This window comes from Paenibacillus sp. USDA918EY (assembly GCF_009870825.1).
Lineage (GTDB): Bacteria > Bacillota > Bacilli > Paenibacillales > Paenibacillaceae > Paenibacillus_AQ > Paenibacillus_AQ albilobatus.
The window spans coordinates 200282-226672 of sequence record NZ_WTWY01000001.1 but is presented as its reverse complement, the minus strand read 5'-3'; the positions used below and the strand labels follow the sequence as shown (position 1 = coordinate 226672).

General features: G+C 54.6%; 25 protein-coding genes. 5 read left to right on the top strand and 20 right to left on the bottom strand.

What is annotated here, in order from left to right:
- Positions 1 to 215: 215 nt before the first annotated feature.
- The 4 genes from GQY55_RS01175 to GQY55_RS01160 form a co-directional block, all read right to left on the bottom strand.
- On the bottom strand, positions 216 to 575 hold the full coding sequence (locus GQY55_RS01175) for a helix-turn-helix transcriptional regulator (protein WP_036707143.1): 360 nt from the start codon (positions 573 to 575) through the stop codon (positions 216 to 218).
- A 384-nt stretch (positions 576 to 959) separates the two neighbouring features.
- Positions 960 to 2159 carry an acyltransferase gene (locus tag GQY55_RS01170; protein WP_160037499.1) on the bottom strand — a complete coding sequence of 400 codons (1200 nt, stop codon included), beginning with the start codon at positions 2157 to 2159 and terminating at the stop codon, positions 960 to 962.
- Between the two features lie 124 nt (positions 2160 to 2283).
- Entirely contained in the window at positions 2284 to 3054 is a 771-nt protein-coding gene (locus GQY55_RS01165; RefSeq protein ID WP_160037498.1) for a pirin family protein, read from the bottom strand.
- 43 nt (positions 3055 to 3097) lie between these two features.
- Entirely contained in the window at positions 3098 to 3484 is a 387-nt protein-coding gene (locus tag GQY55_RS01160; RefSeq protein WP_201452086.1) for a DoxX family protein, read from the bottom strand.
- A gap of 197 nt (positions 3485 to 3681) precedes the next feature.
- Here GQY55_RS01160 and GQY55_RS01155 point away from each other — a divergent pair, with 197 nt between their 5' ends.
- Both GQY55_RS01155 and GQY55_RS01150 read left to right on the top strand, forming a co-directional pair.
- A complete protein-coding gene (locus GQY55_RS01155; RefSeq protein WP_236575326.1) occupies positions 3682 to 3927 on the top strand; it encodes a hypothetical protein in 246 nt (81 codons plus the stop codon).
- 87 nt (positions 3928 to 4014) lie between these two features.
- Positions 4015 to 4281: a hypothetical protein gene (locus tag GQY55_RS01150; protein WP_160037495.1), complete on the top strand. Its 267-nt coding sequence runs from the start codon at positions 4015 to 4017 to the stop codon at positions 4279 to 4281.
- A 163-nt stretch (positions 4282 to 4444) separates the two neighbouring features.
- Here the strand turns inward: GQY55_RS01150 and hrpB are convergent, their stop codons facing one another.
- Positions 4445 to 6943, bottom strand: a complete 2499-nt coding sequence (hrpB, locus tag GQY55_RS01145) for an ATP-dependent helicase HrpB (RefSeq protein WP_160037494.1) — start codon at positions 6941 to 6943, stop codon at positions 4445 to 4447.
- Between the two features lie 125 nt (positions 6944 to 7068).
- Here hrpB and gluQRS point away from each other — a divergent pair, with 125 nt between their 5' ends.
- A complete protein-coding gene (gene gluQRS / locus GQY55_RS01140; RefSeq protein WP_236575325.1) occupies positions 7069 to 8052 on the top strand; it encodes a tRNA glutamyl-Q(34) synthetase GluQRS in 984 nt (327 codons plus the stop codon).
- 82 nt (positions 8053 to 8134) lie between these two features.
- Here the strand turns inward: gluQRS and GQY55_RS01135 are convergent, their stop codons facing one another.
- From GQY55_RS01135 to GQY55_RS01080, 12 genes are all read right to left on the bottom strand, one after another.
- A complete protein-coding gene (locus GQY55_RS01135; protein WP_160037492.1) occupies positions 8135 to 8512 on the bottom strand; it encodes a DnaJ family domain-containing protein in 378 nt (125 codons plus the stop codon).
- A 215-nt stretch (positions 8513 to 8727) separates the two neighbouring features.
- Complete coding sequence (locus tag GQY55_RS01130; RefSeq protein WP_160037491.1) at positions 8728 to 9531, bottom strand: SDR family oxidoreductase; 804 nt, start codon at positions 9529 to 9531, stop codon at positions 8728 to 8730.
- Positions 9532 to 9724: 193 nt separating this feature from the next.
- Positions 9725 to 10525 (bottom strand): protein phosphatase 2C domain-containing protein, encoded by an 801-nt coding sequence (locus GQY55_RS01125; protein ID WP_160038439.1) that lies wholly within the window; start codon positions 10523 to 10525, stop codon positions 9725 to 9727.
- A gap of 20 nt (positions 10526 to 10545) precedes the next feature.
- Positions 10546 to 11301, bottom strand: coding sequence for a vWA domain-containing protein (locus tag GQY55_RS01120; RefSeq protein ID WP_160037490.1), 756 nt, complete (start codon positions 11299 to 11301; stop codon positions 10546 to 10548).
- Positions 11302 to 11368: 67 nt separating this feature from the next.
- A complete protein-coding gene (locus tag GQY55_RS01115; protein ID WP_160037489.1) occupies positions 11369 to 13423 on the bottom strand; it encodes a hypothetical protein in 2055 nt (684 codons plus the stop codon).
- A gap of 217 nt (positions 13424 to 13640) precedes the next feature.
- Complete coding sequence (locus GQY55_RS01110; RefSeq protein ID WP_160037488.1) at positions 13641 to 13916, bottom strand: WXG100 family type VII secretion target; 276 nt, start codon at positions 13914 to 13916, stop codon at positions 13641 to 13643.
- 98 nt (positions 13917 to 14014) lie between these two features.
- Complete coding sequence (locus GQY55_RS01105; protein ID WP_160037487.1) at positions 14015 to 14296, bottom strand: DUF4176 domain-containing protein; 282 nt, start codon at positions 14294 to 14296, stop codon at positions 14015 to 14017.
- 38 nt (positions 14297 to 14334) lie between these two features.
- The gene (locus GQY55_RS01100) at positions 14335 to 15003 is read right to left on the bottom strand and encodes a hypothetical protein (protein ID WP_160037486.1); all 669 of its coding nucleotides are present in this window, start codon (positions 15001 to 15003) and stop codon (positions 14335 to 14337) included.
- A 63-nt stretch (positions 15004 to 15066) separates the two neighbouring features.
- Positions 15067 to 16257, bottom strand: a complete 1191-nt coding sequence (locus GQY55_RS01095; RefSeq protein WP_160037485.1) for a WXG100 family type VII secretion target — start codon at positions 16255 to 16257, stop codon at positions 15067 to 15069.
- A gap of 6 nt (positions 16258 to 16263) precedes the next feature.
- Positions 16264 to 17091: a hypothetical protein gene (locus GQY55_RS01090; RefSeq protein WP_160037484.1), complete on the bottom strand. Its 828-nt coding sequence runs from the start codon at positions 17089 to 17091 to the stop codon at positions 16264 to 16266.
- A gap of 16 nt (positions 17092 to 17107) precedes the next feature.
- Entirely contained in the window at positions 17108 to 21094 is a 3987-nt protein-coding gene (essC, locus tag GQY55_RS01085) for a type VII secretion protein EssC (RefSeq protein ID WP_160037483.1), read from the bottom strand.
- Positions 21095 to 21162: 68 nt separating this feature from the next.
- Positions 21163 to 21495: a hypothetical protein gene (locus GQY55_RS01080; RefSeq protein WP_160037482.1), complete on the bottom strand. Its 333-nt coding sequence runs from the start codon at positions 21493 to 21495 to the stop codon at positions 21163 to 21165.
- Between the two features lie 364 nt (positions 21496 to 21859).
- On the opposite strand from GQY55_RS01080, the gene GQY55_RS01075 reads away from it, so the two are divergent.
- Positions 21860 to 22099 carry a hypothetical protein gene (locus tag GQY55_RS01075; protein ID WP_160037481.1) on the top strand — a complete coding sequence of 80 codons (240 nt, stop codon included), beginning with the start codon at positions 21860 to 21862 and terminating at the stop codon, positions 22097 to 22099.
- Between the two features lie 99 nt (positions 22100 to 22198).
- Here GQY55_RS01075 and GQY55_RS01070 read toward each other — a convergent pair whose 3' ends face one another.
- The 3 genes from GQY55_RS01070 to GQY55_RS01060 all read right to left on the bottom strand — a co-directional run bounded on the left by GQY55_RS01070 (position 22199) and on the right by GQY55_RS01060 (position 25022).
- Positions 22199 to 22726 carry a hypothetical protein gene (locus tag GQY55_RS01070; RefSeq protein ID WP_160037480.1) on the bottom strand — a complete coding sequence of 176 codons (528 nt, stop codon included), beginning with the start codon at positions 22724 to 22726 and terminating at the stop codon, positions 22199 to 22201.
- A gap of 125 nt (positions 22727 to 22851) precedes the next feature.
- Complete coding sequence (gene rsgA / locus GQY55_RS01065) at positions 22852 to 23943, bottom strand: ribosome small subunit-dependent GTPase A (protein ID WP_160037479.1); 1092 nt, start codon at positions 23941 to 23943, stop codon at positions 22852 to 22854.
- Between the two features lie 485 nt (positions 23944 to 24428).
- Positions 24429 to 25022 (bottom strand): DUF2087 domain-containing protein, encoded by a 594-nt coding sequence (locus tag GQY55_RS01060; protein ID WP_160037478.1) that lies wholly within the window; start codon positions 25020 to 25022, stop codon positions 24429 to 24431.
- A 197-nt stretch (positions 25023 to 25219) separates the two neighbouring features.
- Between GQY55_RS01060 and GQY55_RS01055 the strand changes: the two genes are divergently transcribed.
- The gene (locus GQY55_RS01055) at positions 25220 to 26200 is read left to right on the top strand and encodes a YpdA family putative bacillithiol disulfide reductase (RefSeq protein ID WP_160037477.1); all 981 of its coding nucleotides are present in this window, start codon (positions 25220 to 25222) and stop codon (positions 26198 to 26200) included.
- The last annotated feature ends 191 nt before the right edge of the window (positions 26201 to 26391 follow it).

Below are 26391 nucleotides of genomic sequence, written 5' to 3'. Positions count from 1 at the left end.
ATGGTTGGACGCTTTTTTGGAAGAAATTCCAACGCTGCAAGCGTTTTTTCGGCTGGATCCGGCCCTATTCATACCGAACCCCCGTTAACCGCACCTCTTGTCGCGGGCAAGTCCGGCAGCAATGACGGCAATTCTGTGCAGGCGGTACATGAACTCCACGAACGGTATGGTCGAGCATCCGGCGCCGCAGATCGAAAACGGCCTTGTCGAGCGGATCAATAATTATCTTTTACCGCTTTGTTCAGCATGCCAAGGCAGCGGTCCAGGTCCGCTTTCACCTGTTTTTTGTACAGCTTCGCTTTTTCATGGCCGTCTTCGGTAAAATGGTACAACACGATCTCCTGAAAATCCACCCGGGGGTCGTTGCCTTTCAGCTGCTTCGTCCGGTAAAAAACGCCCTCCTGCACCAGCTCATGCAGCGCGCGGTATATTTCGCTTTGCGGCGGCGAGTAGCCGAATGACTTGAATTCCTGCCTCATCTCTTCGAGCATCTGATAGCCGTATCCCCGATGCTGCTCCACCATCGTGATCAAATACGTTTTAATAAAAGCGCGCTGGGCAATCATAAAAGCCATCGCCGCTTCCCCCCTTACTCCTGTTCCCTCAAATCTTGCATTGATACCATTATAAACAACTATTTTCAAAATTGCATGACATGAAACATTCGACGAAAAACTGCCTCCCTTTTGGCGCAAACGCTTGACTTGACGACTTCACGGAAAACGGCGGCATAAAACGTAAACGCCTACAGCTTGCAAACCGGCCATATTCCCGTTAGAACCAACCTGGAAGCATGGCGAATACCGGGTAAGCAGGCAATGTGCATCGAAGCTTGGGTTTTCTATTGTTAATTTTTCACATAATGAAATTATATAACGCCTGCGCATAAAAATGCCCCTGCTTGTACCGGTTCCCGTTTGGGGAGCTTCCAACAAAGCAGAGGCAAAAACGGATTTTTGTCAGTTCCCGTCGAAATGGCGTACCGTTTGCTGTGCTTGCGCCGGAACGGACATTCGTTTTTTTCCGGGAAGCGAAGAGATTCCGGCCGTCCATTTTCCGAAAGGCAAGTAGGAAAGCGCGATGGTCACACCGTAAGACAAAACGGCGCAGATCAGGAAAGACATCAGCATCCGCAGCGTGACGTTCCATCCGGCAAAAACCCACGCGTCGACCTTGTAGCTTTGCCGAAGCATCAGCGCATGGGCCAAATAAGCGCCGTACGAATACCGGCCAAGCCCATTCATCACTTTACGGCTGATCGGGCCCGCCGCTTCCGTCCAAGTTTTGGACCAGGCATAAAACACGAAAATCGAGCAGATCAAAAACAGCGTCATCAGCGGCCGCAGCAGGCTGAGACCGTTAAAGGAAATATGCAGCCCATCCGGGGACGAAAAGCTGCGCACCGTGACATACGTATAATATCCGAACAAAACGGCGAAAACGGCCAAATACGCCGCCTTCCCCCGGTTTAGCCAATAAGTCCACCGTTCCGGGGCCATTCCGGCCGCCGCGCCGAGAATGAAATAAAAAGCGAAATACAAAAAATTACGGTCGGCATACGCCGTAAAAAACGGGGTCAGGAACGGGATATCGGCATCCGCCATCATCCCCGAAATCCGGAACAAATTGTATACAAGCAGCAGGCATAACAGGCCGGCTCCCGCCAAAGCCGCGGCACGCCACTTAAACGGCACCCGTTTGGCGCATTCGCGCATCAACAACCGCAGCACCGGGAACAGCAAATAAAATTGGAAAATCATAACGATATACCATAAATGATAGCTGTTTTTGCCCGTCACAAGGTTTGCCGCCCAGGTTCCGGCCCGCTGCCCGACATCTCCTCCCCAGCCTGTACCGACCGTAAAATAAACCGCCGACCACAATATATAAGGGACCAGGATATCGCTGAAACGCTTGCGCAAAAACGAGCCGAACCGAAGCTGCCCGTCGTAGTTGTAAAACAAAACCATGCCCGTAATAAAAATGAACACCGGCACGGCGAATTTGGCCGCGAGCAGCAGGATGGTCATCAGCACGCCGTCTTCCATCCGGGCTTCCTTCAGGCCGCCGTAGTGGGCGATCGCATGCTGAAGCGCAACGGCCAGAAAGGCCAAGCCGCGCAGCAGTTCGATTTCATTGATTCTGGCTTTTTTCGGCATGTGCGCCCTCCTTTGGCATGGAAATAGTTTTTTATATAAACCCTTGAATTGCATTCGAAGCAAAAGCGCAAAAAAAGAGCGCCAGCCAGACTATAGCATCCGGCGCGCTCTTTGACAAACGTTTTTAATATTTTTTGGGAAGAAGACCATAGCTTACCCGCTCCGGAACCTCGATCAGCATCATTCTGACGGGTTCGTCCCCGGCATGCAGCGAAATTTGCTCCTCGTGTTCCGATGTCAGCAGCATGAAATCGCGTTCGTGAAACGCCTCCTCATGCGCCTCACCCTCCTGCCAGCTGCCCGCTCCCCTTACCGCGAGTGCCGCAAGCGTTCTGCCTTTGGACAGGACGTGATCGTAACGATGCCCCGGCTGAAGCTGCACGTCCCACATCCGCGCTTCCGCCGTCAGATTGATCGGCGATCCTTCGCCCAGAATCTGTTTGACGAGGCTGCCGTTTTGGGCTTGCACCGGAAATTCGTCAGCCTCATACTGCTCGTAAGCGGGCTGTTTTTTCGCCTCCAGCTTCAGATCCGGCTCGAACCAAATTTGGAAGCCTTCCATATCCGGTCCCAAAAAGCGCTCCTCGTGGCTGACGCCGCTGCCTGCTTTGATTACCTGCACTCCGCCTTCGCCGATTGTGCTGCGTGTGCCGAGGGAGTCGCCATGTTCCGAGGTCCCTTGAAGCACATACGTCAGAATTTCAAAGCCGTAGTGAGGATGAGGCGGGATGTAACCTTCTTCCGGCGTCGAGGCCCATGCCCAGTAATACAAAGGGCCGATGCGGTGGATCACGGAACCTTCCCCCGGAAAACCGATGGGCTTCTGCTCCGTGATGCGGCCCCCGTCAAAATGTCCCTTCCCTTGCATAACGGGCGTATACAAGCGAATTCTCATAGCAATTCCCTCCTTATGGAAATGGATTGTCAGCGGTGTTTCATCAGAACAGATGATAAGCCCCTGGACCGGTCAAAGCAACGCCCGCAACGACGGCAAGCAGGATCAAGTTCAGCTCGATGCCGCCCGACGTGCTCCAAAAGCCGTTTTTTATATGCACCGTAAAGATGGCGCCAAGCATCGTCACTGCGATCATCGCGGCCCCGACCGGCGTCAGGAAACCAGCCGCAAACAGCAGTCCGCCCACAAATTCGAACAAACCGACCAAAACGGCCATCGGCAGCGCCGGTTTCACGTTGATGGAAGCGAACCATCCTGCGGTGCCTTTGATGCCGGGTCCCCCGAACCAACCAAATAATTTCTGGGCCCCGTGCCCCATAAAGATCAAACCGACGACCAAACGTATAATCAACAAACCCCAAGCAATCATCATTTTTATTCCTCCATTTTTATTATTCTCAGTTTAATTTAACTTTATATTAAGACATATATCCAAAAAAATAATCGCTATGCTTTTGATAACCGTAACATGTTTTCACTCCTACGCGTTTAATTATCTTGATTTAAAGATACACAAAATATAAGTTTTAGTCAACCCTCATAATTCATTTCTTTTTCGCCCATAATATGCCGAAAGAGGAATGGAGTGCTTTTATGGAAAAAACGACGCCGCAAGTTTCACTCCCTTACCAAGATGAAGCGGGCCGTATAACATGGCAGGCACTGCTGCGGCATGAAACGCTGAGGATTGTCAAATCCGGCACGTTCCTTCAACTGATCTCCTGCCCGGAGCTCGCGGAAATGACGACAGAATATGCGGGTATGAACCGACACCTGCTCGAGCTGCTGAACGGCGGAGCCGAAAACTCCTGACTCATTGGCTGAAGGTTTCCTATCTTTATGGAAGCGAATAAAGCGAGGTGTTGACGCTTGAATCCCGTGATGGAAACCCTCTTGGGCATGAAAGCATTTAACGACCGCTTCATTGCGCAGGATTTGCTGCAGGATAACCGTTTGCGCATGAACATGCTGGCGGATTGCCTGAACCTGGCCGGAAACGGGAAGCTGTGCGACGAATTGCTGCTCCATTTGACCTATTCCGTTCAATTGGAAGAACGGCTGCTCAAGCTCTGCCTGGAGAAAGGTTGGGTGATCGCCGACGCTTCGGAGCAGTGGAAAGAGGACATCAAATGGGCGCGCAAGGCACGGCAGATGATAAAGCCGTAAGCGAAGAAAACGTCTAACGACGTACTCCCCAAGCAGACAGACCGCGTCTATAGGTAGTTTTTCTCTTGCAATATCGGGACGCAATGGCTCTGCATTTACTTTCTGATACGATCAAAAAAAGCAAGGCCCCTGCCGTAAAGCGGGAGCCTTGCCTTTTAAGGTTTTATTGCGGCCGGGTGCGTCTCGTCGGTATGGCTTCGAGCGGATCATCAGGCCAATAATGCTTCGGGTATCGGCCTTTCAAATCTTTTTTCACCTCGAAATACCCGTGCTTCCAAAAGCTCGCCAGATCGGAGGTGATCTGTACCGGCCGCTGCGCAGGCGATAACAGATGAAGCGTAAGCGGAATCCTGCCCATGCCGATTTTCGGCGTTTCGTGAAGCCCGAACATTTCCTGCAATTTCACGGCCAGCACCGGCTGTTTCGGATCGCTGTAATCCACGGCAATTCTCGAGCCGCTTGGAACGGCGATATGCGTAGGGACTTCTTTGTCGAGCCGGGTCTTTTTATCCCATCCGACCATTTGCTCCAGGATCGGGACAAGCTGCAGCTTCTGCAGGTCGGAGCGGTTCTTCAAGCCGTCGAGGTACGGCAGCAGCCACTCTTCCAACCGGCTTAAGAGCGCATCATCCCTCATGTCGGGCCAATCCGGGTCCGCCTCATGCATGAGCTGAAGGCGCTGGCGCAGCTGTGCGGCTTGCTTGGTCCAGGGCAGGAGGCCAAGCCCTTCGGCCCGAATCCCGTCAAGCAATGCCTGCGCGACCGCTTCCGCCGGCGGCTGACCGGCGGGGGATTCGCGAAGGACAATCGCCCCGAGGCATACTTGACGGCGGGCTTTTACCCCGCCGAGCGACGGATCCCAATCGACCGTCGTTTCCTCCACGATGTCTTCCCGATGATGCTGCTGCAGGTCTTCCAGGCTTAACGGAGCGGCAAGCAGAATCTTCCCTTCCGCGCCTTTTTTGTCGTCGACCGCAGCGACCGTCACGTAAGCCGCGCGGCTTAACGGCTGCTCCCGCGGCAGCTCCACGCCCCGTCCGGAGGTCAGCAGAAATTTGCCGCCGCCGCGGCTTTGGCCGATCCGGTCCGGATAAGCAAACGAAAGCAGCAACCCGCTTTTTTCAATATCGCCCGGGCCGCTTAATTCCGCTTCAAGCTGTTTTTGCATATAGCGGCTTTCCTGGACGATCCGTCTCAATCCTGCCTCATCCGCGTTCGGGCCGGCGAAGCCTTTCTGCTCCCACAAGCGGACCGCCTGCACCCGGCTCCGGATATCCGAGTCCGGCGGGGCGCCGGCACCGGAGCGGAAAATATCCCGCTCCTGCAAAATGGCCGCCAGCACAGCCGCGAGCCCGCTTTGTCCGAGCTTCTCCGCTTGAAGCATCATCGCGGAGAGGCGGGGATGCAAACCAATCTCCGCCATGCGTTTGCCTTTATCCGTAACGGAACCGTCCCGGCGAACCGCTCCGAGACGCTGCAGCAGCTCCCGGCCCCGTTCGTAAGCGGCTTCCGGCGGCGGATCGAGCCAAGCCATGCCGGCGGGGTTCTGAACGCCCCAAGCGGCCAATTCCAGCGCAAGCGGCGCCAGGTCGGTTTGCAATATTTCCGGTGCGTTCCGCGAACGCAGATGGTTTTGCGTTTCATGGCTCCACAGCCTGTACGCGATGCCGGGAGCCGTGCGGCCGGCGCGCCCCCTGCGCTGGTCCGCGGATGCCCGCGACACCCGGTCCGTTGCCAAATAAGGCATGCCGGTCCGGGCCGAAAACAGCTGCGTACGCATATAACCGCTGTCGACGACGATGCGGACGCCGTCGATCGTCAAGCTCGTCTCGGCGATCGATGTCGCCAATATCCATTTGCGCCGCCCTTCCGGATCGGGCTGCACGGCCGCATCCTGCTCTTTTTGCGGCAGCTGGCCATATAGCGGCCGAATGACGAACCCGGCGGGAACCCCTCCGCTCTCCAGCTCGGCCTGCACCTTTCGGATTTCCCCCTTGCCCGGCAGAAAGGCAAGCACGTCGCCGGGATGGCCGGCCGAAGCCTCCCGGATGACGGCCGCCATATGCTTCTCCAGCGCCGACCCTGCGGCCGGCGGCCGGTAAACCGTTTCGACCGGGAACTGCCTCCCGGGACAGTTCACGACCGGCGCATCGCCCAGCAGAGCCGCCACGGGTTCGGCTTCAAGCGTCGCGGACATGACCAGGATGCGGAGATCTTCCCGCAGCACGGCCTTCGATTCCAAAGCGAGCGCCAGGCCGAGATCTCCCTGCAGATTCCGCTCGTGGAATTCGTCGAAAATGACCATGCCGACGTCTTCCAGACCGGCATCGCTTTGCAGCATTCGGGTCAAAATGCCTTCGGTGACGACTTCGATTTTGGTCCTGCGGCTTGTCCGGCTATCCATTCTGACGCGGTAGCCGACCGTTTCCCCAGGCTGCTCGCCAAGCATCCGGGACATGTATTCGGCCGCCGAGCGGGCGGCGAGGCGGCGCGGCTCCAGCATGACGATTTTTCGCCCGGACAGCCATGCCTCATTTAGAAACGCAAGCGGAACTTGCGTCGTCTTGCCCGCTCCAGGCTCGGCGACAAGAACGGCGGACGTGCCCGAACGCATTCGCTCCAACAGCTCCGGCAGCACCCGCCGTATCGGTAATTCGTTCATTTTTTCCCTCACCATGTCTTTCGTCATAAGTTGTTGTCTACTTCCATTATAGAGTCTCGGAGCACTGGATATCCACGCCCGATTGGATTAAAATGTACAAAGCGCGTATAAAGGAGACGATGACTTTGAGCCAGAACCCACGTCCGGTACGAGGCAGATTCGCGCCTACGCCTTCAGGCGAGCTGCACATCGGCAACGCCTGGACGGCGCTGCTTTCCTGGCTGCAAATCCGAAGCGCAAACGGGACCTTCATATTGCGGATGGAAGACATCGATGCCCAGCGCTCCAGACCCCATCTCGCCAAACAAATCCTCGACGATTTATATTGGCTTGGGCTTGATTGGGACGAAGGCCCGGATGTCGGCGGCCCGTTCGGCCCGTATACGCAAAGCGAACGCACGGAGTATTACGAACACGCGCTCAGTCAGCTTGATGAAAAAGGATATTTGTACCGCTGCTTTTGCAGCCGGGCGGACCTGCTTGCGGCGGCGCGCGCTCCCCACGGCTTATCCTCGGAAGGCCCGGCCTATCCGGGCACATGCCGGAATTTAAGCAGCGAGGAAGCCGCCCGCAAAGCTTTGGAGAAAGAGCCCTCCCTGCGGTTTCGGGTCGGCCGTGAACGGCTTGTTTTTCGCGACGGCATCGCCGGCACGCAAACCTTCGATGCCGCCGCGGGCGGCGATTTTATCGTCCGGCGGGCGGACCGGATGATTTCCTATCAGCTGGCCGTCGTCGTTGACGATCATATGATGCATATCACGGACGTGCTTCGCGGAGCCGACCTGCTTGATTCCGTTCCCCGCCAGCTTTTGCTCTACAAAGCGCTGGGCATGGAGTCGCCGTCGTTCGCCCATGTTCCCTTGTTTATGGGCCCGGACGGCAAACGGCTTGCCAAACGGCATGGCGGAACCAGCCTGGCGGCGCTGCGGGAAAGCCGGACGGCGCCCGAACGGGTGATCGGCTGGCTGATGTGGCTGGCGGGGCTCCTCCCGGAACCCGAGCCGTTGAGCGCCCGCGAGTGCGTTCCGCTTTTCCGCTTGGACAAGCTGCCTTCCGAGCCGATCGTCATGACCGCAGATATGCTTTCCCGTTTGCAAGGAGCCTCGTAACAAGCAAAAACCTCCATTTCTCGCCTTTTCTAAGGCAAAAATGGAGGTTTTCGCTAATTTTATAAGCCGGCGGACGAGCCGTCTATGAATCTTGAAAACGGTCGCGCACTTTTTGTTCATATTCCAAAAACGCGGCGCTGTCGCTTATCCCTCTTTGCTCCATAAGCATCTGGAAGCGCAGCTTTTTTTCGGTCAGCGATCTTTTCAGCTTTTCTTTTTCGCCGGCGTTTTCGCAGGCATGAATCAGGTCCCGCAGCTTCAGGAGCTCGCCCTGCAGCTGCATTTCCTCGGGAATCACTCCCGCGTTTTTCATGACTTTGTATGACATCCGAAGGTCCTCGGGAATATGCGACAAATCTTCCAGCTGCAGCGGTTTTCCTTTGCCCGCCAAATCCTTGAATTCGCCCCGTTCCATGGCTTTATGGATTCGTTCTTCGGCAAGCCAAGACATGATTCCCATGATTGGGCCGCCTCCCTTTCGTTAAAGATACGCTCATTTTATGAAAGCATGAACTTCGAGCCGCTGTCAAATAAGAATATCGCCCGTCGCCGCACCTTCACAAAAGACGGACCGCGCTTAGCGGAAATTTCCCAGATTTAAGGATGTGCTCGCTTCGAAATCTTATGTCTTCATAAAAAAACCGCCTCCGCTGCCGCGGAAACGGTTTCTGACCTTTAACGTAGGAGCGACTCCGCCCCGTCGATATACACCTGGGTGCCGGTAATATGGACCGACTCGTCCGACGCCAAAAATGCCACGAGATCGGCGACGTTTTCCGGCGTTCCCGGCCCATCGGACAGCGGCTGGCTGCCCTGCGGGTATTGAACCGGTATGACGATTTCCTTCAGCTCTTCGGTTTTTTCCGTGCTTTGGTCGATGTTCGTGGAAATGGCCCCCGGGCAGATGACGTTGACGCGGATTTTGAACTTCGCCAGCTCAAGCGCCGCCATCTTCGCAAAAGCGACCTGCCCCGCCTTCGAAGTGCTGTACGCCGACATCCCGAAATTGGAAAACGTGCGGTTGCCGTTGATCGAGCTGGTAATGATGATGCTGCCTCCCTGCTTTTTCAGGTGGGGAACGGCATATTTGACCGTCAGAAACGTGCCGTTCAAATTGACGCTCAGCGTATGCTGCCAATCTTCGAATTTCATATCCTCGATCGGCGACAAAACGCCGTTGATGCCCGCGTTGGCAAACACGATGTCGACCTTTTTGAACAGCTCCGCGGTTTCCAGGACGGCTTTTTCGACCCGGGCGGGATCCGAGGTGTCCACGTCAAAAGCGCGAGCGCTGCCCGGGCGGATGGCGTTGATTTCGGCTTCGGCCTGCGCGGTACGGTCGTCCAGCAGGTCGAACAAAGCGACGTTAGCCCCTTCCGTCGCCAATTTGATGGCGGCCGCTTTCCCGATCCCGGAACCTGCGCCGGTCACGATGGCCGTTTTGCCGGTAAAACGCAATTTGTTGATGTGCTGGTTCATGTGTGTATCTCTCCTTTTGGCTCCTGATTCTATTATGTTGCATTTGTCTCAAGATTACCCAAAAAAAGGTTCCGCCTAATCACCTTCGCAAAAACATTCTTCCCGGTCGCCCGGCTCCCGTCCAAACCAAAAAAACCGGCCTCTCAACCGCGGTTGAATGGTCCGGCTTCATTTGTATCTTTTTCTTCTCTTATCACCATTGCAGTTCCAAAAAAGCGGCATCATCCTGCAGACCGCCGGTGTGCGGCGCTTCCAGCAAAATTTGAATCTGCTCGTCGGGGAGCAGCTCGCGAATCGGATCCAAATCGTCCAATCCGTCCGTATACAGCTGAAGCCGCATCGGCATGCCGTATTCCAGCCGGGTCTGGTATACATGCGGCTGGCCGCCGACCGGTCCCGTCAGCGTCGACCAGCGCTCATTCGTTTGCATCGACGCCTGGAAATGTTCGCTGATCTCCATGTTTTGCTTCCAGAAACGGACGCGCGAGTCCCCTTGCCATGCCATCCATATTCTGCCCTGTTTTCTTTTCGACGACGGCAGCTCGATGCGACCGCAGATGTACATCGATTGGCTGCCCATCCGCTGCTTGTCCTCAAGCACCTCGCGGAGCAGCGAAGGCGTTTCGTTCGGAGGAATCAGCTGCTTTAGCTGCAACGATGCGGCTGTCGTAATTTCCCGCATGAAGCCGGCAAAACCCGCCGAAGACCATTCCCGGGTTTTCCCCAGCCATTCGAGCAGCGTATGACCGAGAAAGCGCGCCGCAAAATCTCCCCGATAGCTCATCCCGACCCCGTCGCATAACACGAAATTGCACACGTCGCCGTCGATTTCCACCCCGACAAAATCCTGGCCCTTTTCTCCCTGCACCAAACTCTCCATCGCGCGTCCGTAGGCATATCTGCAAACAAAACGACCGCGGTATGTGGACAGCCGCTGTTCGGAAGATTGGGAACTGACAAACGTAAACGCGTCTTTCGCTGCAGCCGAATTCATGATCACAGGTTTCCTCCCTCCTAAGCTCGTACCGGCGTGGCCGCCGACATTTGAAATCCGATGGACACCAGCTCCGCGCAGCTGCCGGGAAGCATCATCAGCGCACCCGGCGCAAGCTGGTAATCCGCCTCCGCCAGCATCTCCCTGTAGCTTTCGGGCAGCGGCGAAGACATGTTGCGCAGCTTCACCGCATGCTCGTCCTGCAGGACGGTTTCCGGATGGATGCCTTTCCAGCGCCGCGGCTGAAGGATCGGCTGATCCAGCATATGATCGGAAATAAAAATGTTCTCGACCAGGACGTTGCCGTCGGGCACGCTCATGTTCATGATGCGCTTTGCAATCGGCTCCGGATCGTCTCCGGTCGCTACGCCGTCCGTCATATGGCAGATGAGCGGAGCCGGGCAATCCTGAATCAATGGAAGCTCCGATTGCAAAATCCGTTCGGCCTGAAGGAAAGCCTTGGCGGAATCCGAAAACCGTTTCGGCGTCAAATCCGGCAAAGAACCGGCGGCGGCGATTTCATCGATTCCCTTGATGCCGTTCAGCAGGTCATATACGTCGTCACTGTAGGCCAAAATGGCGATCCGGTACCGCGGCGTCAGCCGGTTGCCTTTCGTCGACCGGAACACCATTTGCCGGATGGCCAGAGACAACGCGTCGTAAACGACATCGATGCGCCGTTTGTCGTCCATGAGCATGTTCATGGAGGCGCTGATGTCGATCAGGTAAATAATGAGCGCAGGTGTGCGCTGGGAAGCCTGAATGGTGTAATTCATCTTCGATTTCAACTCCCCTTTTTGAAAATAAAAAAATTTATGTCTTAGGATGTCGTATAATCCCTATCTAAATATTAGGCAGTATGTAACCCGTATTGGCCAAAAACTTATAGATCGCATTGGCGCGCGAGCTGACTTTGCCTACCGTCTTGAAATATGCGGAATCCTTTTCGTAAAGGTTGATGAAACTCAAGGCGTATAGCCGCGCTTTGGACGTATTTCCGCCCTTTTGGGCATTGTACGCCTGGTTGTATGAGGCGATCAGCTGCACCACCTGATTGGAACGCCGTTTTTGCAGCTCCCTGGCTTCCTGCTGTTTTCGCGCAGCTTCTTCCTTTGCCTTCTGGATTCTCTGCTCCTCAAGCTTTTGTTTAAGAATTTTCTGCTGCTTCAAATAGGCTTCGTATTTCGCCTGTTTGTCGTACAGCTCTTGCAGCCGCTTCTTTTCGGCAGCCTTTTGCTTCTCTTCGGCAAGCTTTTTCTGGGCAAGATAGGCTTCGTATTTCGCCTGCTGCTCGTATTTTTCCTGAAGCTTTTGCTTCTCTGCTTTTTGCCGGGCCAGCGCTTTGTCTTCCTCCTGCTTCCGTTTCCCTTCTGCCTCGGCCTGCCTCCGTTTCTCCTCCGCTTCGGCCTGCTTTCGTTTTTCTTCTTCCTGCAGCTCGGCTTTTCGCGCTTCCTCCTGCTGTTTGGACAGCTTTTCCGCGGCTTCGGCTTCCCTTTTTTCGGCCTGGTCGGCCAAAATCTGGTTTACCGCAAAACCGGAACCGCCAATGAGCACCAACGCGGCGGCTGCTGCCGCCAGCCATTTGCGCGATCGGTAAAAAGGAACTTTTCCCGCCGCCTGCTCTTCCGGCTTCGGATTCAGCGTTTCTTCCAACCCGGCGATGGCCGCTTCCAGCTCGATTTGCATCGGGGACCCGGCCGGAACAAAATGATGGGCGGACCGGTACACCTCAAGCGCCCCCTTGAGATCTCCCTTCCGCTCCATTTCCCGTGCCTGGTGGAAGAGACGGTCGACGACCCCGTGATCCTTGCCGGCTTGCGCCGCGCCCTTTTCCCCGACAGGCGGCAGCGGCGGCTCCTCGGGCAGTACAGCGGCGGCCGCGGACTCGAGGGCTCCCGGGGAACGGGCGGGCGCCCCCCCTTTTCCGCCATCCAGCTCCGGTTCCGCTTCGCCGATCGGCGGTTCCCCGTTCATGGCGGACAAAACGACAAGCCATTCCCCGAACGTCGGGCAGCTGCTGATATCCTGGCTTTCCCAGGCCCGGGCGAACAATTCCGCGACTTTGTTCCCCCAGTTCCGCTCAAGCGATTTCTTCAGCACGAAATACCGCTCGCACGGGTTTTGCATTTCATGCTGGTCGAAATAACTTTCGCCCCACGCTTTTTCCACAACATGCGAATCGCACCAGCCCAACATTTCCGCCATGATGATGGCTCCCGCAAAGCGGTCCGCGTATGCGCTCCATAGGCCGCTCTGTACCGTGCGGTGCGCCGCATAACCGGGAGACCCCGACAGCAGCACGTCAGGCCGGTCCATTTTCGGACTGTACATCTGCTCCACGTCCACCAGCTCGACGACCGATTTGTTGCCCGGCATATCGACTTCTGAAAAAAACGGAAGCATCACGTTCGGCGCAGACAAGTCGCAATGCGCGAGGCCACGCTGCTCCATGCCCGAACCGATGGCGGCCAGCGCTTTGGCAAGCGCCAGGCTTTCCGTCCGCGCAAGCCGCTTTTGTTCCGCAATGACGTCAAACCACGTCACCCCATAAACCCAAGGCATCAAAACGGCATACAACAAGTCGGGATGTTCGGTTATCAGTTCTCCGTTTCTTTCGGGAGTGAGCACGTCTCGTTTGCAGACCTGCAAGCCCGGGCTTTCGCTATAAATCTCCATCGTTTCCGATTGATAAACCATGGCGGGAATCCGAAATTTCGGAAAAAACACTTTTAACGCTTTCGCCTCTTCAGGTCCGCCGTCCTGCGGTACGAGCTGGTAGACGATCCCCTGCCTGCCGGCCTGGGCGTACGCCAAACCCGGCGCGGCCGGATGCTGGCCTACCTTGTAGCTTTTGCCGTTAATCAGAATGGAATCTCCCGGATTGGGCTGAAAAGACATAGATATCCCCTCTCTTATACCAACAACAGATATAGACTGCAAAATAACCCCGGTGCCGGAGCTATCGCATGAACGCTTTTTCGGATGCTATTCGCGGGGACCCAAACATAAACATGCCTTACGTTGAAGAAAACCGGGAGTTCATGAACACCCGGTCTCTAAGGCTTATATGAAAATAGGCTCAATCCCGATCCCCATAGTTCTATTAAACCATAACTTAGCGGGATTCGTCGACCGTGCGGAATTTCTGTGCAATGGCAGTCAATTCTTGGCTGATGTTGTTCAAAATTTGAACGAATGATTGCATTTGTTTGTTGGCTTCCTGGAATTCCTGGAAAAACCGCTGTTTGGTCATACCTTCCCATTGTCCTTCCATGCCGTGGATGGCTTGGGTCAAGCCGTTAACGATCTGCTGGCTTTGCTCCCCGCCTTGCTTAAATTGGTTAGCCACCGCGTCTACCTGTTCGGGAGTAATTAAAATACGTCCTGCCATAATGATCCTCCTTCAATTTGAAGATTTTCGTAATCGACTATACTATAGTCGGCGGGCTTCATCAAAAGTCCCTGGTCCTGAGTCTTTTTACCCGCATCCTACTCCGCCGAAACTTCTTTAAGGATCTTTTGGAACCTTTTTTCTTCATCATTGGAAAATCCGGTAAACTCAATTTTGTCGATATCCTCATGATTGAACAAAAAAGTATAATTCGGGTCGATATATCCTTCCGGATACACGACGCCGAGATAGTCATACAGCGTATTGCTTTCCATCTGAATCTGCTTGCGTCCGTAGATCATCAGTTTCTTTTGGGCACCTTTGAGCAGAACGATCGACCCGAGCGGAAGCAATAATTTCGCGTGTTCCCGTTCCTCCATCGTTTGTTCAACCTTCCTCTCTGTTGACAATATGTACGCTATCGTCTTTTTTTGAGCAGCCAATACTTATGAAGATTGCCGGCAAGCATCATGTATGCGAGGGCGAACAAAAACAGCAGCGCGATGATCAGCATCACTTTCATGCTGTAGCCCCCGAACGTTTTGATCAGCACGCATGAAAGAAGCACTCCCAAGCCGGAGCAGGCGAGGATGATCCCCTGGGCTTTTTTTGCCCCGCGCGTCTCGGTTTCCTGATTGTCCGATGCTTCCCGGCTGTAACGTCCGCCGTACAGTAATTTGATATGTATCCCGTAAAGTGTCGCAAATACGAGTATGTACCCGGCTGCGGAGACGATCAGAAACCATGGCGACGATATGCCCAGCGTGGCATACGCAAGTTTGTTCGCCGCTGCGGCAAAAGCAGCCGATCCCAATACGCCGACGGCCCCCAATACAAAAAGATGAAACTCCTGCATCCGTCCGGGAGAAACGACAACGGCCAATCCCAGCATATCCATCATAACAAGCGGAACCAGCAGCAGCCAAGCCCAAACCGGCACGTACGGGTCCGCAAAGGCTAAGATCAGCAGCAGCACGTTGGGAAGAAGGAGCAGACTGATCGTCTGGGATCTAATGATCCGCAACGGATACACTCCCGCATAATCGTCTATGAATGATTGCTTTTGCCCAGGTGTGTTGTCGTTCACCGTTCCCCCTCCTTTGTCCGGCCGGGCTTTGCGAAAACGGTTTTGATGGAACGCCGCATTGATTTACCCGAACCATTTCCCCAGCTTGCCCAATTTGTTTTTTACTTGATCCGCCATCTGGCTTGCGCCATGGGACAAAGCCTTGACCGAATCCGATACCGTGTGGAAGGTTTCTTCGGCCGCGTGCCCAATGCCTTTCGTCGCCCACTTCACCCCTTCGACCGTCCCGTCAATCGCCATGTCTACCGCGTCCACCGCATAGGTTTTCAGCGATTTTCCGTTAATCTCGATGTCGGTGACCGCTGAAATGACGACGCCCGATGCGAGTCCCACGACCGCCCCGACGGCCGTTCCCGCTACGGGTACGGCCGAACCGACCGCCGCTCCGATCGCCGCGCTGCTTGCCAAGGTGCCGAGCCCCAAGCCGCCGTTAACCATGACGCTCGCAGCCGCCCGGCTTGCGCCGCCGCGTTTGTAATCCTGGAAGCCGGACACGCCGGTATCGAACAGCAATCCGGCATACCCCAGCTTGCCGCCGAAACCTTTGATCGAAAGGGCCTCTTTCGCGGCGATTTTGGGATCGACGAATTTCCATACCTGCGGGTTTTTCGCCGCATTGTTCAGCGTATACCGCGTTCCCCGAATGCCTTCGTTAAGCGCAAAAGGAGAACGGGCTCCTTTGATCGTGGCAACCGAACCGTTGTTCCTCATATTGACGTTAAAGCCGCTCTTCACCATCGTGCCGACCATCAGCGCCCCGTATCCGAGCGAAGCCCAGCCTGCCGGCGTCGGTCCTTGATACCCCCAGCCGACGTCCACGCCGCTCTCATCGCCGTTTTGGGCCTGCACGGCCATCACCGCCGATGACGGGTTGGAAATCGGAATGGCGCGTCCGCCGTATCCCGGCAGGATGGATCCGTCCCCTTGCACGGCTGCTGCGCGGAACATCGCCACCGGAGAGTTGTAAAATGCGGAGCCTGCCATAATGGAATGATGTTGCTCGTCCGCCGCCTGGAATTGGCCCGCTTTTTTTTGGACGTTTCGCCCCATTTCGCTCAGCATGGACGAAATCTGTTCTCCCTGCTGATTCGCGGCCTGCCACTGATTCAAGAGAGACTCCCGGATCGAAGTTTCCCAAATCAACGATCCCAAAGCCTGATTCAATAATGCCGTTAACTGGCGGATTTGCTCGCCGCTTTGCTCCAGCTGCCGACTTAATGCCCGGAGTGCTTCCGGTTCAACAGAAATACGCACGGACCATCACCTTCCATCTGATTCTGCAGACTGCTTCAACCAGAGAAGCAGCATCTCTTGAAATTGTTGTTTGCTGGCAGGACTGGCGGTAAGCCAATCTTGATCCCCGCTTAAGCTCATGCGGACAAGCCAGTTCATCGTATCGTTCACCACGAAAGCCGCGCTTTGCGTCTCCCACCGGCTTCCCGTCCATGTGGAAAAATGAAGCTCTCCCTCTCCCGTCCGGAATTTCAAGCAGCGGGCCAGGGCAATCGCCCCTTCCGCGTCGCTCGTGGCCGCCGCGAGTTCGTCTCCCAGTTCGTCCACCGTGAGGGCCGGGACGCGGCTGTATATTTCCCCGAATTTCTTTTTGGACAGAAGCAGCGCCGGCGTTTCCGCGGGGGCATAATCCTTCAAATCCATTTTCTCCACCAGTTGGCCGCAGGCCGCCTCCACATCCCCGAGCTCATCGAGCTCATACAGGTTGCCGGTATCGGATTTTTGCACCTGCACGACCTTTTCGTTCGTTGCGTGCAAATACCCTTCAAAGGACTCCTCCTGCCGTTTGTATCTCAGCCAGCATGAACGCTCCGCCAAACTTGCGATCGCCACGCGCGAGAATACTTTCGGCGGCATGGCCAGCATGGCGCCGTCATCTTCCTCGATCAGGTAGCCTTTTTCCAGAAGCGAACGTTTGACTTCATCCCATTCATCGGCGATTTCCTGCGCCAAATATCCCTGGAACGGGTCCTCCACGCCCAGCAGGCGGTCGGAGCCCAGAATTCCGGCAAGGAAAAAGAACTCTCTATTATCAAGCGTAATCGTATCCTGTTTGGAAGCATGAATCGTCAACATTATGAGCCACCTCCCCTCAAACAACAACATGCCATCGGTCGCGAATTTTCTGAGCCCATCGGCTGGCTTCCCACTGGTCATCGAACGGAATCGCAGCCTTCACCCTCGTAAATTTCCGTTTAATGTAGTACCCCTGTCCCGGAGGCAATATTTTCAAGCCGCCAGGGGCATTACTCGATTCCGAAAATGGTATTCGGAAGAACGACAAATCATTAGGGTCTAAAGTCCCGAACAAAAATCCGCTTTGGCAGGATTTTACGTCGTTGAACCAATCCGCCCCAAACGTAGGGAAATCGGCCGGGACGCCCGAAAGCAATACGTGCACATTCCGGTCGCGTCCAAGACGTACAATGGCTCCCAGCTGATCTTTTATCGTAAAGTCGTTTAATTGTTTCGCCAAAATGTCCGCGTCGTCGATCGCCAGCAGGATCGCGGGACCTTCTTCTCCGCCGCTGCGGCGCTGCACCTGCTCGAATACTTGCCCGATCAGCGACGAAAGCTCTTCCTCCCTGGATGCGCATCCCTGCACATGCGGCAGTGCGCCGATTTGGGAAAGCCCTCTGCTGCCGTACCTGGCATCGACCGTATAGATCTGCAGCTGTTCCGGTGAATAATGGTACGCAAGCGACAGCATCCATGTCAACATGAAGGCCGTTTTTCCGCCCTCCATCGGGCTGGCGACGATGAAATGGGGCCCTTCCTGCAGATCCGCCTCGAAAGGCTCCAAATCATCGGTCAGCAAACCGACGGGCACCTTAAACGAGGCATTCACCGCATGCCCGGGTTTGTAACTTGCAGCGTGCGGCATCAGCTCATGCAGCAGGATCCGCTCCGGCAGCTTTTCGATTTTCCGGACGTCCGCGTGCGGATACCGGTCGGCGATGCTTTGGATCTGCCGGCGCAGGACGGCCGAACGCCCGGCTTCGTCGTCGCCGCGTGCCGGCAGCGCGGTCTGGAACTCGAGCGGCGGGGTATTCCCCTTCGCAAGCCCTCTGCCCGGCGGCATGGAGCCCGGATTTCTCGCCGGCCTGCCGACGGCATAATAATAATCGGACGCATCCGCGAGCTCGAAAGTGACCGCGTTCGCTATATTGCTCCGCACCTTTTCGAAAATGTCCGAAATGCGGTTCGATGTCATTAGAAACGTGATGCCGAGATTTCCGCCTTCCCGCAAAATGAACTCCAGCATCTCGTTTTCATCCGGGTAGGAATTCCGGAAATTTAAATAGCCGTCGATGACGACGATCACCTGCGGAAGGGACGGGTTCTGCGAACGGCGGTAAGCGGCAGCCGTTTTTACGCCGGCTTCGGCGAACAGCTCCTTGCGCTCGGACACCGTTTTGACCAGGAAGCGGAACAGCCGCTTGATCCGGTCGTCCTCTTCGGCCATCATGACGCCGCCGATTTGCGGCAGCTTGCCGAAGTCCCGCAACATTCGTCCCATGTCCACGATATAACCGTGCCATAAGTCAGGCGAATAGTTTTGGGCAAGGGACATCAGCAGCGTCTGTACGAACGTCGTTTTGCCCAGGCCCGGCATGCCGTATACCGCCCAATGCCCCTGCTGCATCGGAATATGCAGCGGGCGCTGGTTCTGATTCGGCAGATCGTCGATCATGCCGACGACCCCTTCCAGTTCATCGCCTGCGGGCGGTTCCGCCATCGCCGCCAGTTCCTCGAGTTCGAGCCTTTCGGGAAGCGGCGGAAGCCAAGGCCCTTGAAGGCGCTCGATCCCTTCATCCCTTGCCGTTTCGGCCAGCTTGTCGATAAATACTTGCAGCTGCTTCGGAGGCTGCTCCATTTGCAAATTCGCCGCAGACATGCTCGCCGTCAGCAGGTTCTCGCGTTTTCCGTTCAGCGCGATTTCGGTCGGGATTGTGCGTCCCGGCGAATCGGTTTGCTCCACGTACGGCGCGCCGCTCCAGGCGAACTGCATCTCCTCGAACACCTCGTCGCTGCCTACCTGGAAATAACCTCTGCCGGGTTTATTGATCCAGGCGGCGTTCGGGATTTTGAGCATGTCGCGGCTGTCGCCTTCGTCCTGCACACGCAGGCAGATCCGGAATCGCGCGTTGCTCCATATTTTATCGTCAACGACGCCCGCCGGTTTTTGCGTCGCAAGAATCAAATGGACGCCGAGCGTCCGGCCGATGGCCGCGATGCTGATCAGTTCGTCCATAAACTCCGGCTGATCCTTTTTCAGCTGGGCGAATTCGTCGATGATGATCACCAAATGCGGGAGCGGCTTGCCGCCCTCATGTTTGAGCAGCTTGTAATATTCGTCGATATGCTGCAGGTTCCCGGCGTCGTTTAATATCTTTTGCCGTCTGACAAGCTCCGCTTTCAGCGAAACCTTCGCTCTTTCCATTAAACTGCTGCTCAGGTTGGTGATCGTTCCAACGACATGGGGCAAATCGATGAACGTGTTGGACATGCCCCCGCCCTTGTAGTCGATCAGCATAAAGGCCAGGTCATGCGGATGGAACTCCGCGGCAAGCGAAGCGACGATCGACTGGATGACCTCGCTTTTGCCCGAACCCGTCGTTCCGGCGATCAGGCCGTGGGGCCCATGGCCCTGCCGTTCTATTTTATCATGAATATTCAAATTGATCTTTTTGCCGCCTGCACGAACGCCAAACGGGACGGGCAGGCTTTCCGGATAACGGTTGTTTCTCCAGCGCTGCTTCACGTCCAGCTCGGCCGCTTTCTTGATGCCCAGCATTTCAAATAACGTCAGCACGTCCGGGATGTCCGACGCAAGCGAGCGTTTAAGCCGGATCGGGGCCATGTAACGCGCTAAAGCATCCGCCCTTTCCAGCGTAAAAACGTCAGGGGCGAAGCTTACCTGATCAAACGCCCCGTCCTCGCGTTTCAACGAATATTGGCCTTCACGGCCGCCGACGTCCACGATCAGATGGCACTGCATCGGCAGCGCTTCTTTGCGGTCGGACAAAATGATGGTGCAGGCATCGATTTCGCCGGCATCCTCCAAAAGCAGCGGCAGCAGCGGCTCCTCTTCGATCAGCTGCCCGCTGGACAGCAAAACGACCTGAACCGGAAGCTGAGCGGTCTTTTTTTTCTGCTCATGCCGGGAGGTTTTGCGCCGGCCGAGCCGTTGAAACAGCTCATCGGCAAGCTGATGGGCGGTACTGCGCCGGTCCGACATGTACCGGTGGCTCCGGTTTTCGTCCCAGGTATGGGGCAGCCATCTCATCCAGTCCCAATCTTCGGCGTCTTTTTCCTCGTAAAACGCGGCCAGCTTCACCTCATCCGGGGAATGGCGCACCGTCATTTGCGCAACGATTACCCGCAGCGCGTTCATGACCGCTTCCCGTTCGCCGACGATGCCGATGACTTTCGCCTGAAAGAGCGGCAGCGCGATCGGGGCGTCCGGCACCGTTTCAAATTCGCCGGCGAGTTCCTGCGCCGCTTCGATCAGCGGATCCTTGACGTACCCCTCGGCACGCGGCGCTTTGATGTTTATATAAAACGGAACGCTTCCGGTTCCAATCCGCGTATGCAGAAAGTCATCGTCGCCGAAGGAACGCTCCCAAAGCACGCTGCTCCGGTTTTTGACAATGTGAAAACAGACATCCGGATCCCCGTGCACTTCAAAAAGCACATCCACCTGCTCCTTATGTCCTGCGGCCAGTTCTTCTTTATGTTTATCAAGCTCGGCATGATAAAGCCGGACCCGCTCCTTAAGCTGCTCCTTATACTTTTTCTTGTTGCCCAGGTAGACGAAAAACGGGATCGTGTAAGACGTCAGCATCATCGTCACCGACACCATTTGGAACATCATATAATTGCTGCTGCCCATTTTCCCGGTCATGCTCATGTATATATAAAACCCGATGCTGAAGACGGTCATGACGGCGGGCAGCAGAATCGAGATGAGCGAAAACGAAGGTTTGCTCGGTTCGTTCTGCGGCCTCGGAATCTCGATCGTCTCCTCCTTCAGCGTCGGTTTGATTCGCGGCGAGCGTTGATACAACACATTCACGATGCGTCAGCTCCTCCTCTGCTTTCCAAAGCATGTCTATGTATTTTGATGTTTGCGGATTTCAACCCTTAATCCTCCATTACCCCGATCGAATCATGTTGAAACAGGCTTCTTTTCCCGAATACCGGAGCCTCTTCATCGGTCGTGGAAAATGCGCGCTGCAGGCGGATGCAGCATCCTTCCCTCAGCCCTGCGCCGGCAACGTCCTGCGCGTCGCGGATCGTAAACCACAGCCCGTCGGGAAATTTTCCTTCCAATATATATTGCTGTCCTGTACGGGGCGGTTCGCCGTATACCCGCATGCCCAGCATTTCCTTCAATTGAATGACGGGATAGTCGTCCGGAACGTCGATATCGAACCAGTCCCGGTCCTGACGGCTTTTCATGACGGTTAGAATCATTATTTTACACCTCTTATTCCCTACAAATCTATGATTCGCAAGAAGCAATAACTTCTATGATAATGTATCACTCGCGCAAAAACATGTCAATTTGTGACAAATTAACTATTTTAAATCATTGAGTTCCGGAATTATATAGGTTGAAGGGATTATTTTCGTGATTCCGAGGTTTCGTTATAATGAAAATCCATGCCTCTGCATGCCGGCTTGGATCCATTATCTCATACTTTTCCCGTTCTATAAATCTTTGAAAAATGTTTGAAAATGAAATGCAATTTAAGTATTTATAAGCTTTCTTTAAGGTTTTTTTAATAATCGGGGTTTACAATGCAATTGTGGAATAACACGAATGAGGTGATTTTCTATGAGAATGTTAATCAGTTTTCAAAACAAACTTATCCCTGTATATTTTACCACTGAAAACAAACAATCCGTCCAAAAAGTACTTAAGCTGCTCAGCGGCACCTTGGAAAATAAAATTCAAACCGGCAAAAGAGCGCTCAAAAAATGCTTGAATTCCTTGATCAGCATCGAAATCGAAGGCTCTGAAGCGATTCTTCACAGCAAAAGCGAAAACGACACGCTCGCATTGTCCCTCTATTAAGAGGGGCTCTTTTTTTTGCGCAAAAAAAGAACCCCGGCAAAAAACTCTTTGCAAAGGGTCTCAGCGTATATCGGACGAGCCTGCACGGCATGCCCGCTTTTATCGGCGCAGCACATGCTCCGCCTCCTGGACAAGCAGCATCATCATCACGTGGGCGAAAAGGGAAGCGACCATCAGGACGATCGCCAAAAGGACGGCCAGCGGCGGAACGAGCGGGGCGATCAGCAGCACGATAAAGGTGGCGGCTACGACGCCGAAGTACCAGCCCCAGCGCTGCACGGCCTTGTTTTGGAACGCACGGTGCCCCCTTCGTCCGGCCCATTCGCTGATGCCGTAGCAGGTGTGGAATACCATGTACAGCTTCAGAACGACCAGGACGGCATTAAACAGGAAGATAAACAGCCATGAACGGGGCGGCGACAACGAAAGGATCAATGTGACCACGGACAGGATCAGGAGGACGACGGACACGTTTTTGGCGCTCCGAAAATGACCCGACCTGTGTTCCAGCTTGACGAAACCGAGAAAGAAGAGCAAATACCCGATCACGTCCGGCAAAATGTCGAAATCGTTGATGCGGATATCAATCAGAAACAAAAATCCCCAAAACAAGTGCAAAAAGCCCACACTCTCCACCCCCCTGCAGCTTCCTTCATCTTTTATATATGGATCGGGCAAGCCTGATTATTACCGGTTCACAGCCCCTTTCGCGCAAAAAAATGCCGCGCCTGCCAACGCTGCGGGACCTATCGTCATTCGTCCGTTAAACGTTGGTTCCAGTAGGAAGATTTTCGGCGTACCGGCTCCTTCGCGGAGCGGTCCATCCGGTTCAATTTGCGCTGGCCGCGGGCTTCCTTTTTCATCTGAAATTCGAGCTCGCGCTGGGTTTTCCGGTAATTTTGCAGCCGTTTGGCATCGATTTCCCCGGCTTCCACCGCCGCGCGCACCGCACAGCCCGCTTCCCGCTCATGCCTGCAATCGGCAAACCGGCACGCCTTGCCGATCGATTCGATGTCGGCGAACGCCTGCTCGAAACCTCCGCCGTTATCGTCGTACAGCTGCAGCTCCCGCATTCCGGGCGTATCTACCATTAAACCGCCCTGCGGCAAAAGAAACAGCTGCCGGTGCGTCGTCGTATGCCGTCCCCGGCTGTCGTCCTCGCGGATTCCTTGCGTCCGTTGGGTGCTTGTTTCGGCCAGCCAGTTGACGATCGTCGACTTGCCGCAGCCGGAGGAACCCGTGAGCGCAACCGTCACCCCTTCTTTCAAATAGCCGGTGACCGCTTCTTTCCCCCTGTTTTCAAGGGCGCTGACGACATGCACCGGCACGCCCGGCGCGATCATTTCCATTTCCGCGGCCTTGATGTCCGCATCATCGCATAAGTCTGCCTTACTCAGCAAAATGACCGGATTTACCCCGCTGTTCCAGGCCATAATGAGATACCGCTCCATTCTTCGCGGATTGTAATCGTCATTCAGCGAGGTTACGAGAAAAAGGATGTCGACGTTGGCGGCGATCAGCTGTTCCTGCGCCGATTTGGCTCCGGCCTTTTGCCGCGAAATGTTCGTTTTGCGGTCAAGAACGCCGAGGATCACACCCCGCTCTTCCCCCTCGAGCATTTGAAGCTCCACCCAGTCGCCGACGGCCGGAACCGGCCCACCGTGCTGAAGCTCGTGTTTCATTTTTCCGGACATTTCGCCCCATATTTCGCCTTCTTCCGTGTACACCTTGTACATTTGTCCGAAGTCGGCCGTGATCCGGCCCGGCTGATGGATTCCCCGGTCTTCTTTGCTCCATTCCATGTTCCAATAGGCACTCCAACCGTATTGCGTTAATTTGGTCAAATCAAATCCCCCTAAAATGGTTTGTCGTTTGGGCCTTGGCTCATTCCGAGCCCGGACCTGTATATTCCGGGATACCGCATCATTTGGCCCGCCCCTTCCGGTTTTCACGCTGGAATCGGCGGCGGCGTTATGATAAAGGGCATCCCGCAGAAAAACGCCCTGTGGACGTGTTTTCGTCTGCAGTTATCTCCGCGTTTGACGGCAAAAAAGGACACAAAAAACCCCGGAACACAATGCTCCGGGGTTTTTGCGCGCATGACAGCAAAAAAACGCGGAGACGCAAGGTCTCCGCGGCATATGAAAATCAATCCCTTATGTCATATCAGAACATGGGAACCTTCTTAGGCCGATGAAAGGAGACCGATATGCGATTCGAATGGATGGCGTTTGCCGCAATGTACGTTTTGTTTTTCATGATTTATCGTCTCCTTTCCTGTCATATGCTGCCATCATAACCATTTTATCGATTCATTGTCAAGCCCTTTTTATTTGACGTTCTCCCAGCGAGTCCACAGCTCGCGCGGATTCAGCTCGTACACGCCGTCTTCGCGGTACATGAACTGATGCATAATAAATTCCCTGCGGATGGTTGCGTAATCCTCGTGGAATTGTTTTATGAACTCGTTGATTTCCTTTTCGGCATACTTTCGCCCCGGTTCAAGCCGCTCTACCAGATGCTCCAAAGCGATCAGCTTTTTTTTGTATTGGGCCGGAATGGAACGCAGGCGCCCGTCCTTGGCGAAGAAATTGCGGATCACCGCTTCTTTCATTTGTTCGTTGGCGGTTGTCGTCATGTCTTTTCCTCCTTCCTTGAAAATGAATTGGAGCGACGCCTCGGCATGCTGCTGGATAAAATACCGGTTTTGGGCAAAATAGACCGTGTTCTTGTCGCGTCGTTCCGTAATCAGCGCGGCTTCCCTCAGCTTCGCGGCATGGTGGGTGACCGTCGGCTGGGAAATGTTCAGCTTTTCCGCCAGCGCCTGGCCGTTCATCTCGCCTTCGGACAGCAGCAGCAAAATCCGCAAGCGCGTCGGATCGGCCAGCGCCTTGTGATAGTTCACGATTTTTTCGAGCTGCATTTCCTCACCCTTTCCTAAACACAAAATTATCAAATTAGATAAATATCTAATTTGACGTTTGACTAATTATATGATTATCAAATGGCGAATGTCAATCTATTTTCGCCATTTAATCCCGGGTATGCTGCTGGTTTTTGTCAGTCGATTACGTTACGATAAGTAGTGAATTGTTCATTGCCAGAGGAGGAACTTACGTCATGCAAGATGTCATTATTATCGGAGCCGGCCCCTGCGGACTATCGGCGGCTATTGAATGTCAACGAAAAGGGCTGTCCACGCGGATCATTGAAAAGCACTGCATAGTGCATTCCATATTTTTATATCCGACCCATATGCAATTTTTCAGTACGGCCGAGCTGCTGGAGATCGGCGACATCCCGTTCCCATCTTCCAACGAGAAGCCGTTCCGTTACGAAGCCCTTGCATACTACCGCAAAGTAGCTTCCCATTACGGACTGGAAATTTCGCAATATGAAGAAGCCCTCACCGTCGAGAAAAAGGCCGATCAGTCCTTTATCGTCAAAACGGTGGACCGTTCGGGCAAGCCGCATCAATACGAAGCGCGGAACGTCGTCATTTCGACCGGTTACTTCGACCATCCCAACTACATCGGCATTCCGGGCGAAGATCTCGACAAAGTTACGCATTATTTCCGCGAGGCTCATCCTTACAGCGGAATGAAAGTCGCCATCATCGGAGGCAGCAATTCCGCGGTTGATGCGGCAATGGAACTGATCCGCGTCGGCGCCGAAATCGACATGATCTACCGCGGCGAAACGGTGTCCGAGAATATCAAACCTTGGGTGCGCCCGGTATTCGAAGCGATGGTGCAAAAGGGCAAAATTACCGTCCACGTGGAATCGCATGTCTCCGAAATCACCGAAGATTCGGTGACCATCACCGGCAAAAACGGCGAAACGAGCAGGATCGACAACGATTTCGTTCTCGCCCTGACGGGCTTCCGCCCGGACCGGAAGCTGCTGACGTCCTGCGGCGTGGAGCTTGACGACGACATGGAAAAGCCGCGGTATAACACCGAAACGATGGAAAGCAACGTGCCCGGACTATACGTGGCCGGTGTCATCGCATCGGGACGAAACGCGAACGAAGTGTTTATCGAAACCGGCCGGAAACACGGCGCCCTGATCGCGGAACATATCATCCGGACAAGAGCATAAGAAAAACATCTATCGTCGTATCTTGGCAGAAGACGGACCGCGCTTAGCGGTAATTTTTCTTGAGATATAAGGAAGCTTTCGCTTCGAAACTTATACTTTCTCATATCCTAATAAAACATCCGTTTTTGGCGCCCGCCTGATCAAGCGTTCGCCGAAAACGGATATTTTTTGCCAGCGGTAAGAATACTGCT

What these genes read in the sequence shown, in the direction of transcription:
- GQY55_RS01175 (WP_036707143.1), bottom strand. Translation starts at nt 575, where the DNA reads ATGGCTTTTATGATTGCCCAGCGCGCTTTTATTAAAACGTATTTGATC.
- GQY55_RS01170 (WP_160037499.1), bottom strand. Translation starts at nt 2,159, where the DNA reads ATGCCGAAAAAAGCCAGAATCAATGAAATCGAACTGCTGCGCGGCTTG.
- GQY55_RS01165 (WP_160037498.1), bottom strand. Translation starts at nt 3,054, where the DNA reads ATGAGAATTCGCTTGTATACGCCCGTTATGCAAGGGAAGGGACATTTT.
- GQY55_RS01160 (WP_201452086.1), bottom strand. Translation starts at nt 3,484, where the DNA reads ATGATTGCTTGGGGTTTGTTGATTATACGTTTGGTCGTCGGTTTGATC.
- GQY55_RS01155 (WP_236575326.1), top strand. Translation starts at nt 3,682, where the DNA reads ATGCCGAAAGAGGAATGGAGTGCTTTTATGGAAAAAACGACGCCGCAA.
- GQY55_RS01150 (WP_160037495.1), top strand. Translation starts at nt 4,015, where the DNA reads ATGAAAGCATTTAACGACCGCTTCATTGCGCAGGATTTGCTGCAGGAT.
- hrpB (WP_160037494.1), bottom strand. Translation starts at nt 6,943, where the DNA reads ATGAACGAATTACCGATACGGCGGGTGCTGCCGGAGCTGTTGGAGCGA.
- GQY55_RS01135 (WP_160037492.1), bottom strand. Translation starts at nt 8,512, where the DNA reads ATGGGAATCATGTCTTGGCTTGCCGAAGAACGAATCCATAAAGCCATG.
- GQY55_RS01130 (WP_160037491.1), bottom strand. Translation starts at nt 9,531, where the DNA reads ATGAACCAGCACATCAACAAATTGCGTTTTACCGGCAAAACGGCCATC.
- GQY55_RS01125 (WP_160038439.1), bottom strand. Translation starts at nt 10,525, where the DNA reads ATGAATTCGGCTGCAGCGAAAGACGCGTTTACGTTTGTCAGTTCCCAA.
- GQY55_RS01120 (WP_160037490.1), bottom strand. Translation starts at nt 11,301, where the DNA reads ATGAATTACACCATTCAGGCTTCCCAGCGCACACCTGCGCTCATTATT.
- GQY55_RS01115 (WP_160037489.1), bottom strand. Translation starts at nt 13,423, where the DNA reads ATGTCTTTTCAGCCCAATCCGGGAGATTCCATTCTGATTAACGGCAAA.
- GQY55_RS01110 (WP_160037488.1), bottom strand. Translation starts at nt 13,916, where the DNA reads ATGGCAGGACGTATTTTAATTACTCCCGAACAGGTAGACGCGGTGGCT.
- GQY55_RS01105 (WP_160037487.1), bottom strand. Translation starts at nt 14,296, where the DNA reads ATGGAGGAACGGGAACACGCGAAATTATTGCTTCCGCTCGGGTCGATC.
- GQY55_RS01090 (WP_160037484.1), bottom strand. Translation starts at nt 17,091, where the DNA reads ATGTTGACGATTCATGCTTCCAAACAGGATACGATTACGCTTGATAAT.
- GQY55_RS01080 (WP_160037482.1), bottom strand. Translation starts at nt 21,495, where the DNA reads ATGATTCTAACCGTCATGAAAAGCCGTCAGGACCGGGACTGGTTCGAT.
- GQY55_RS01075 (WP_160037481.1), top strand. Translation starts at nt 21,860, where the DNA reads ATGAGAATGTTAATCAGTTTTCAAAACAAACTTATCCCTGTATATTTT.
- GQY55_RS01060 (WP_160037478.1), bottom strand. Translation starts at nt 25,022, where the DNA reads ATGCAGCTCGAAAAAATCGTGAACTATCACAAGGCGCTGGCCGATCCG.
- GQY55_RS01055 (WP_160037477.1), top strand. Translation starts at nt 25,220, where the DNA reads ATGCAAGATGTCATTATTATCGGAGCCGGCCCCTGCGGACTATCGGCG.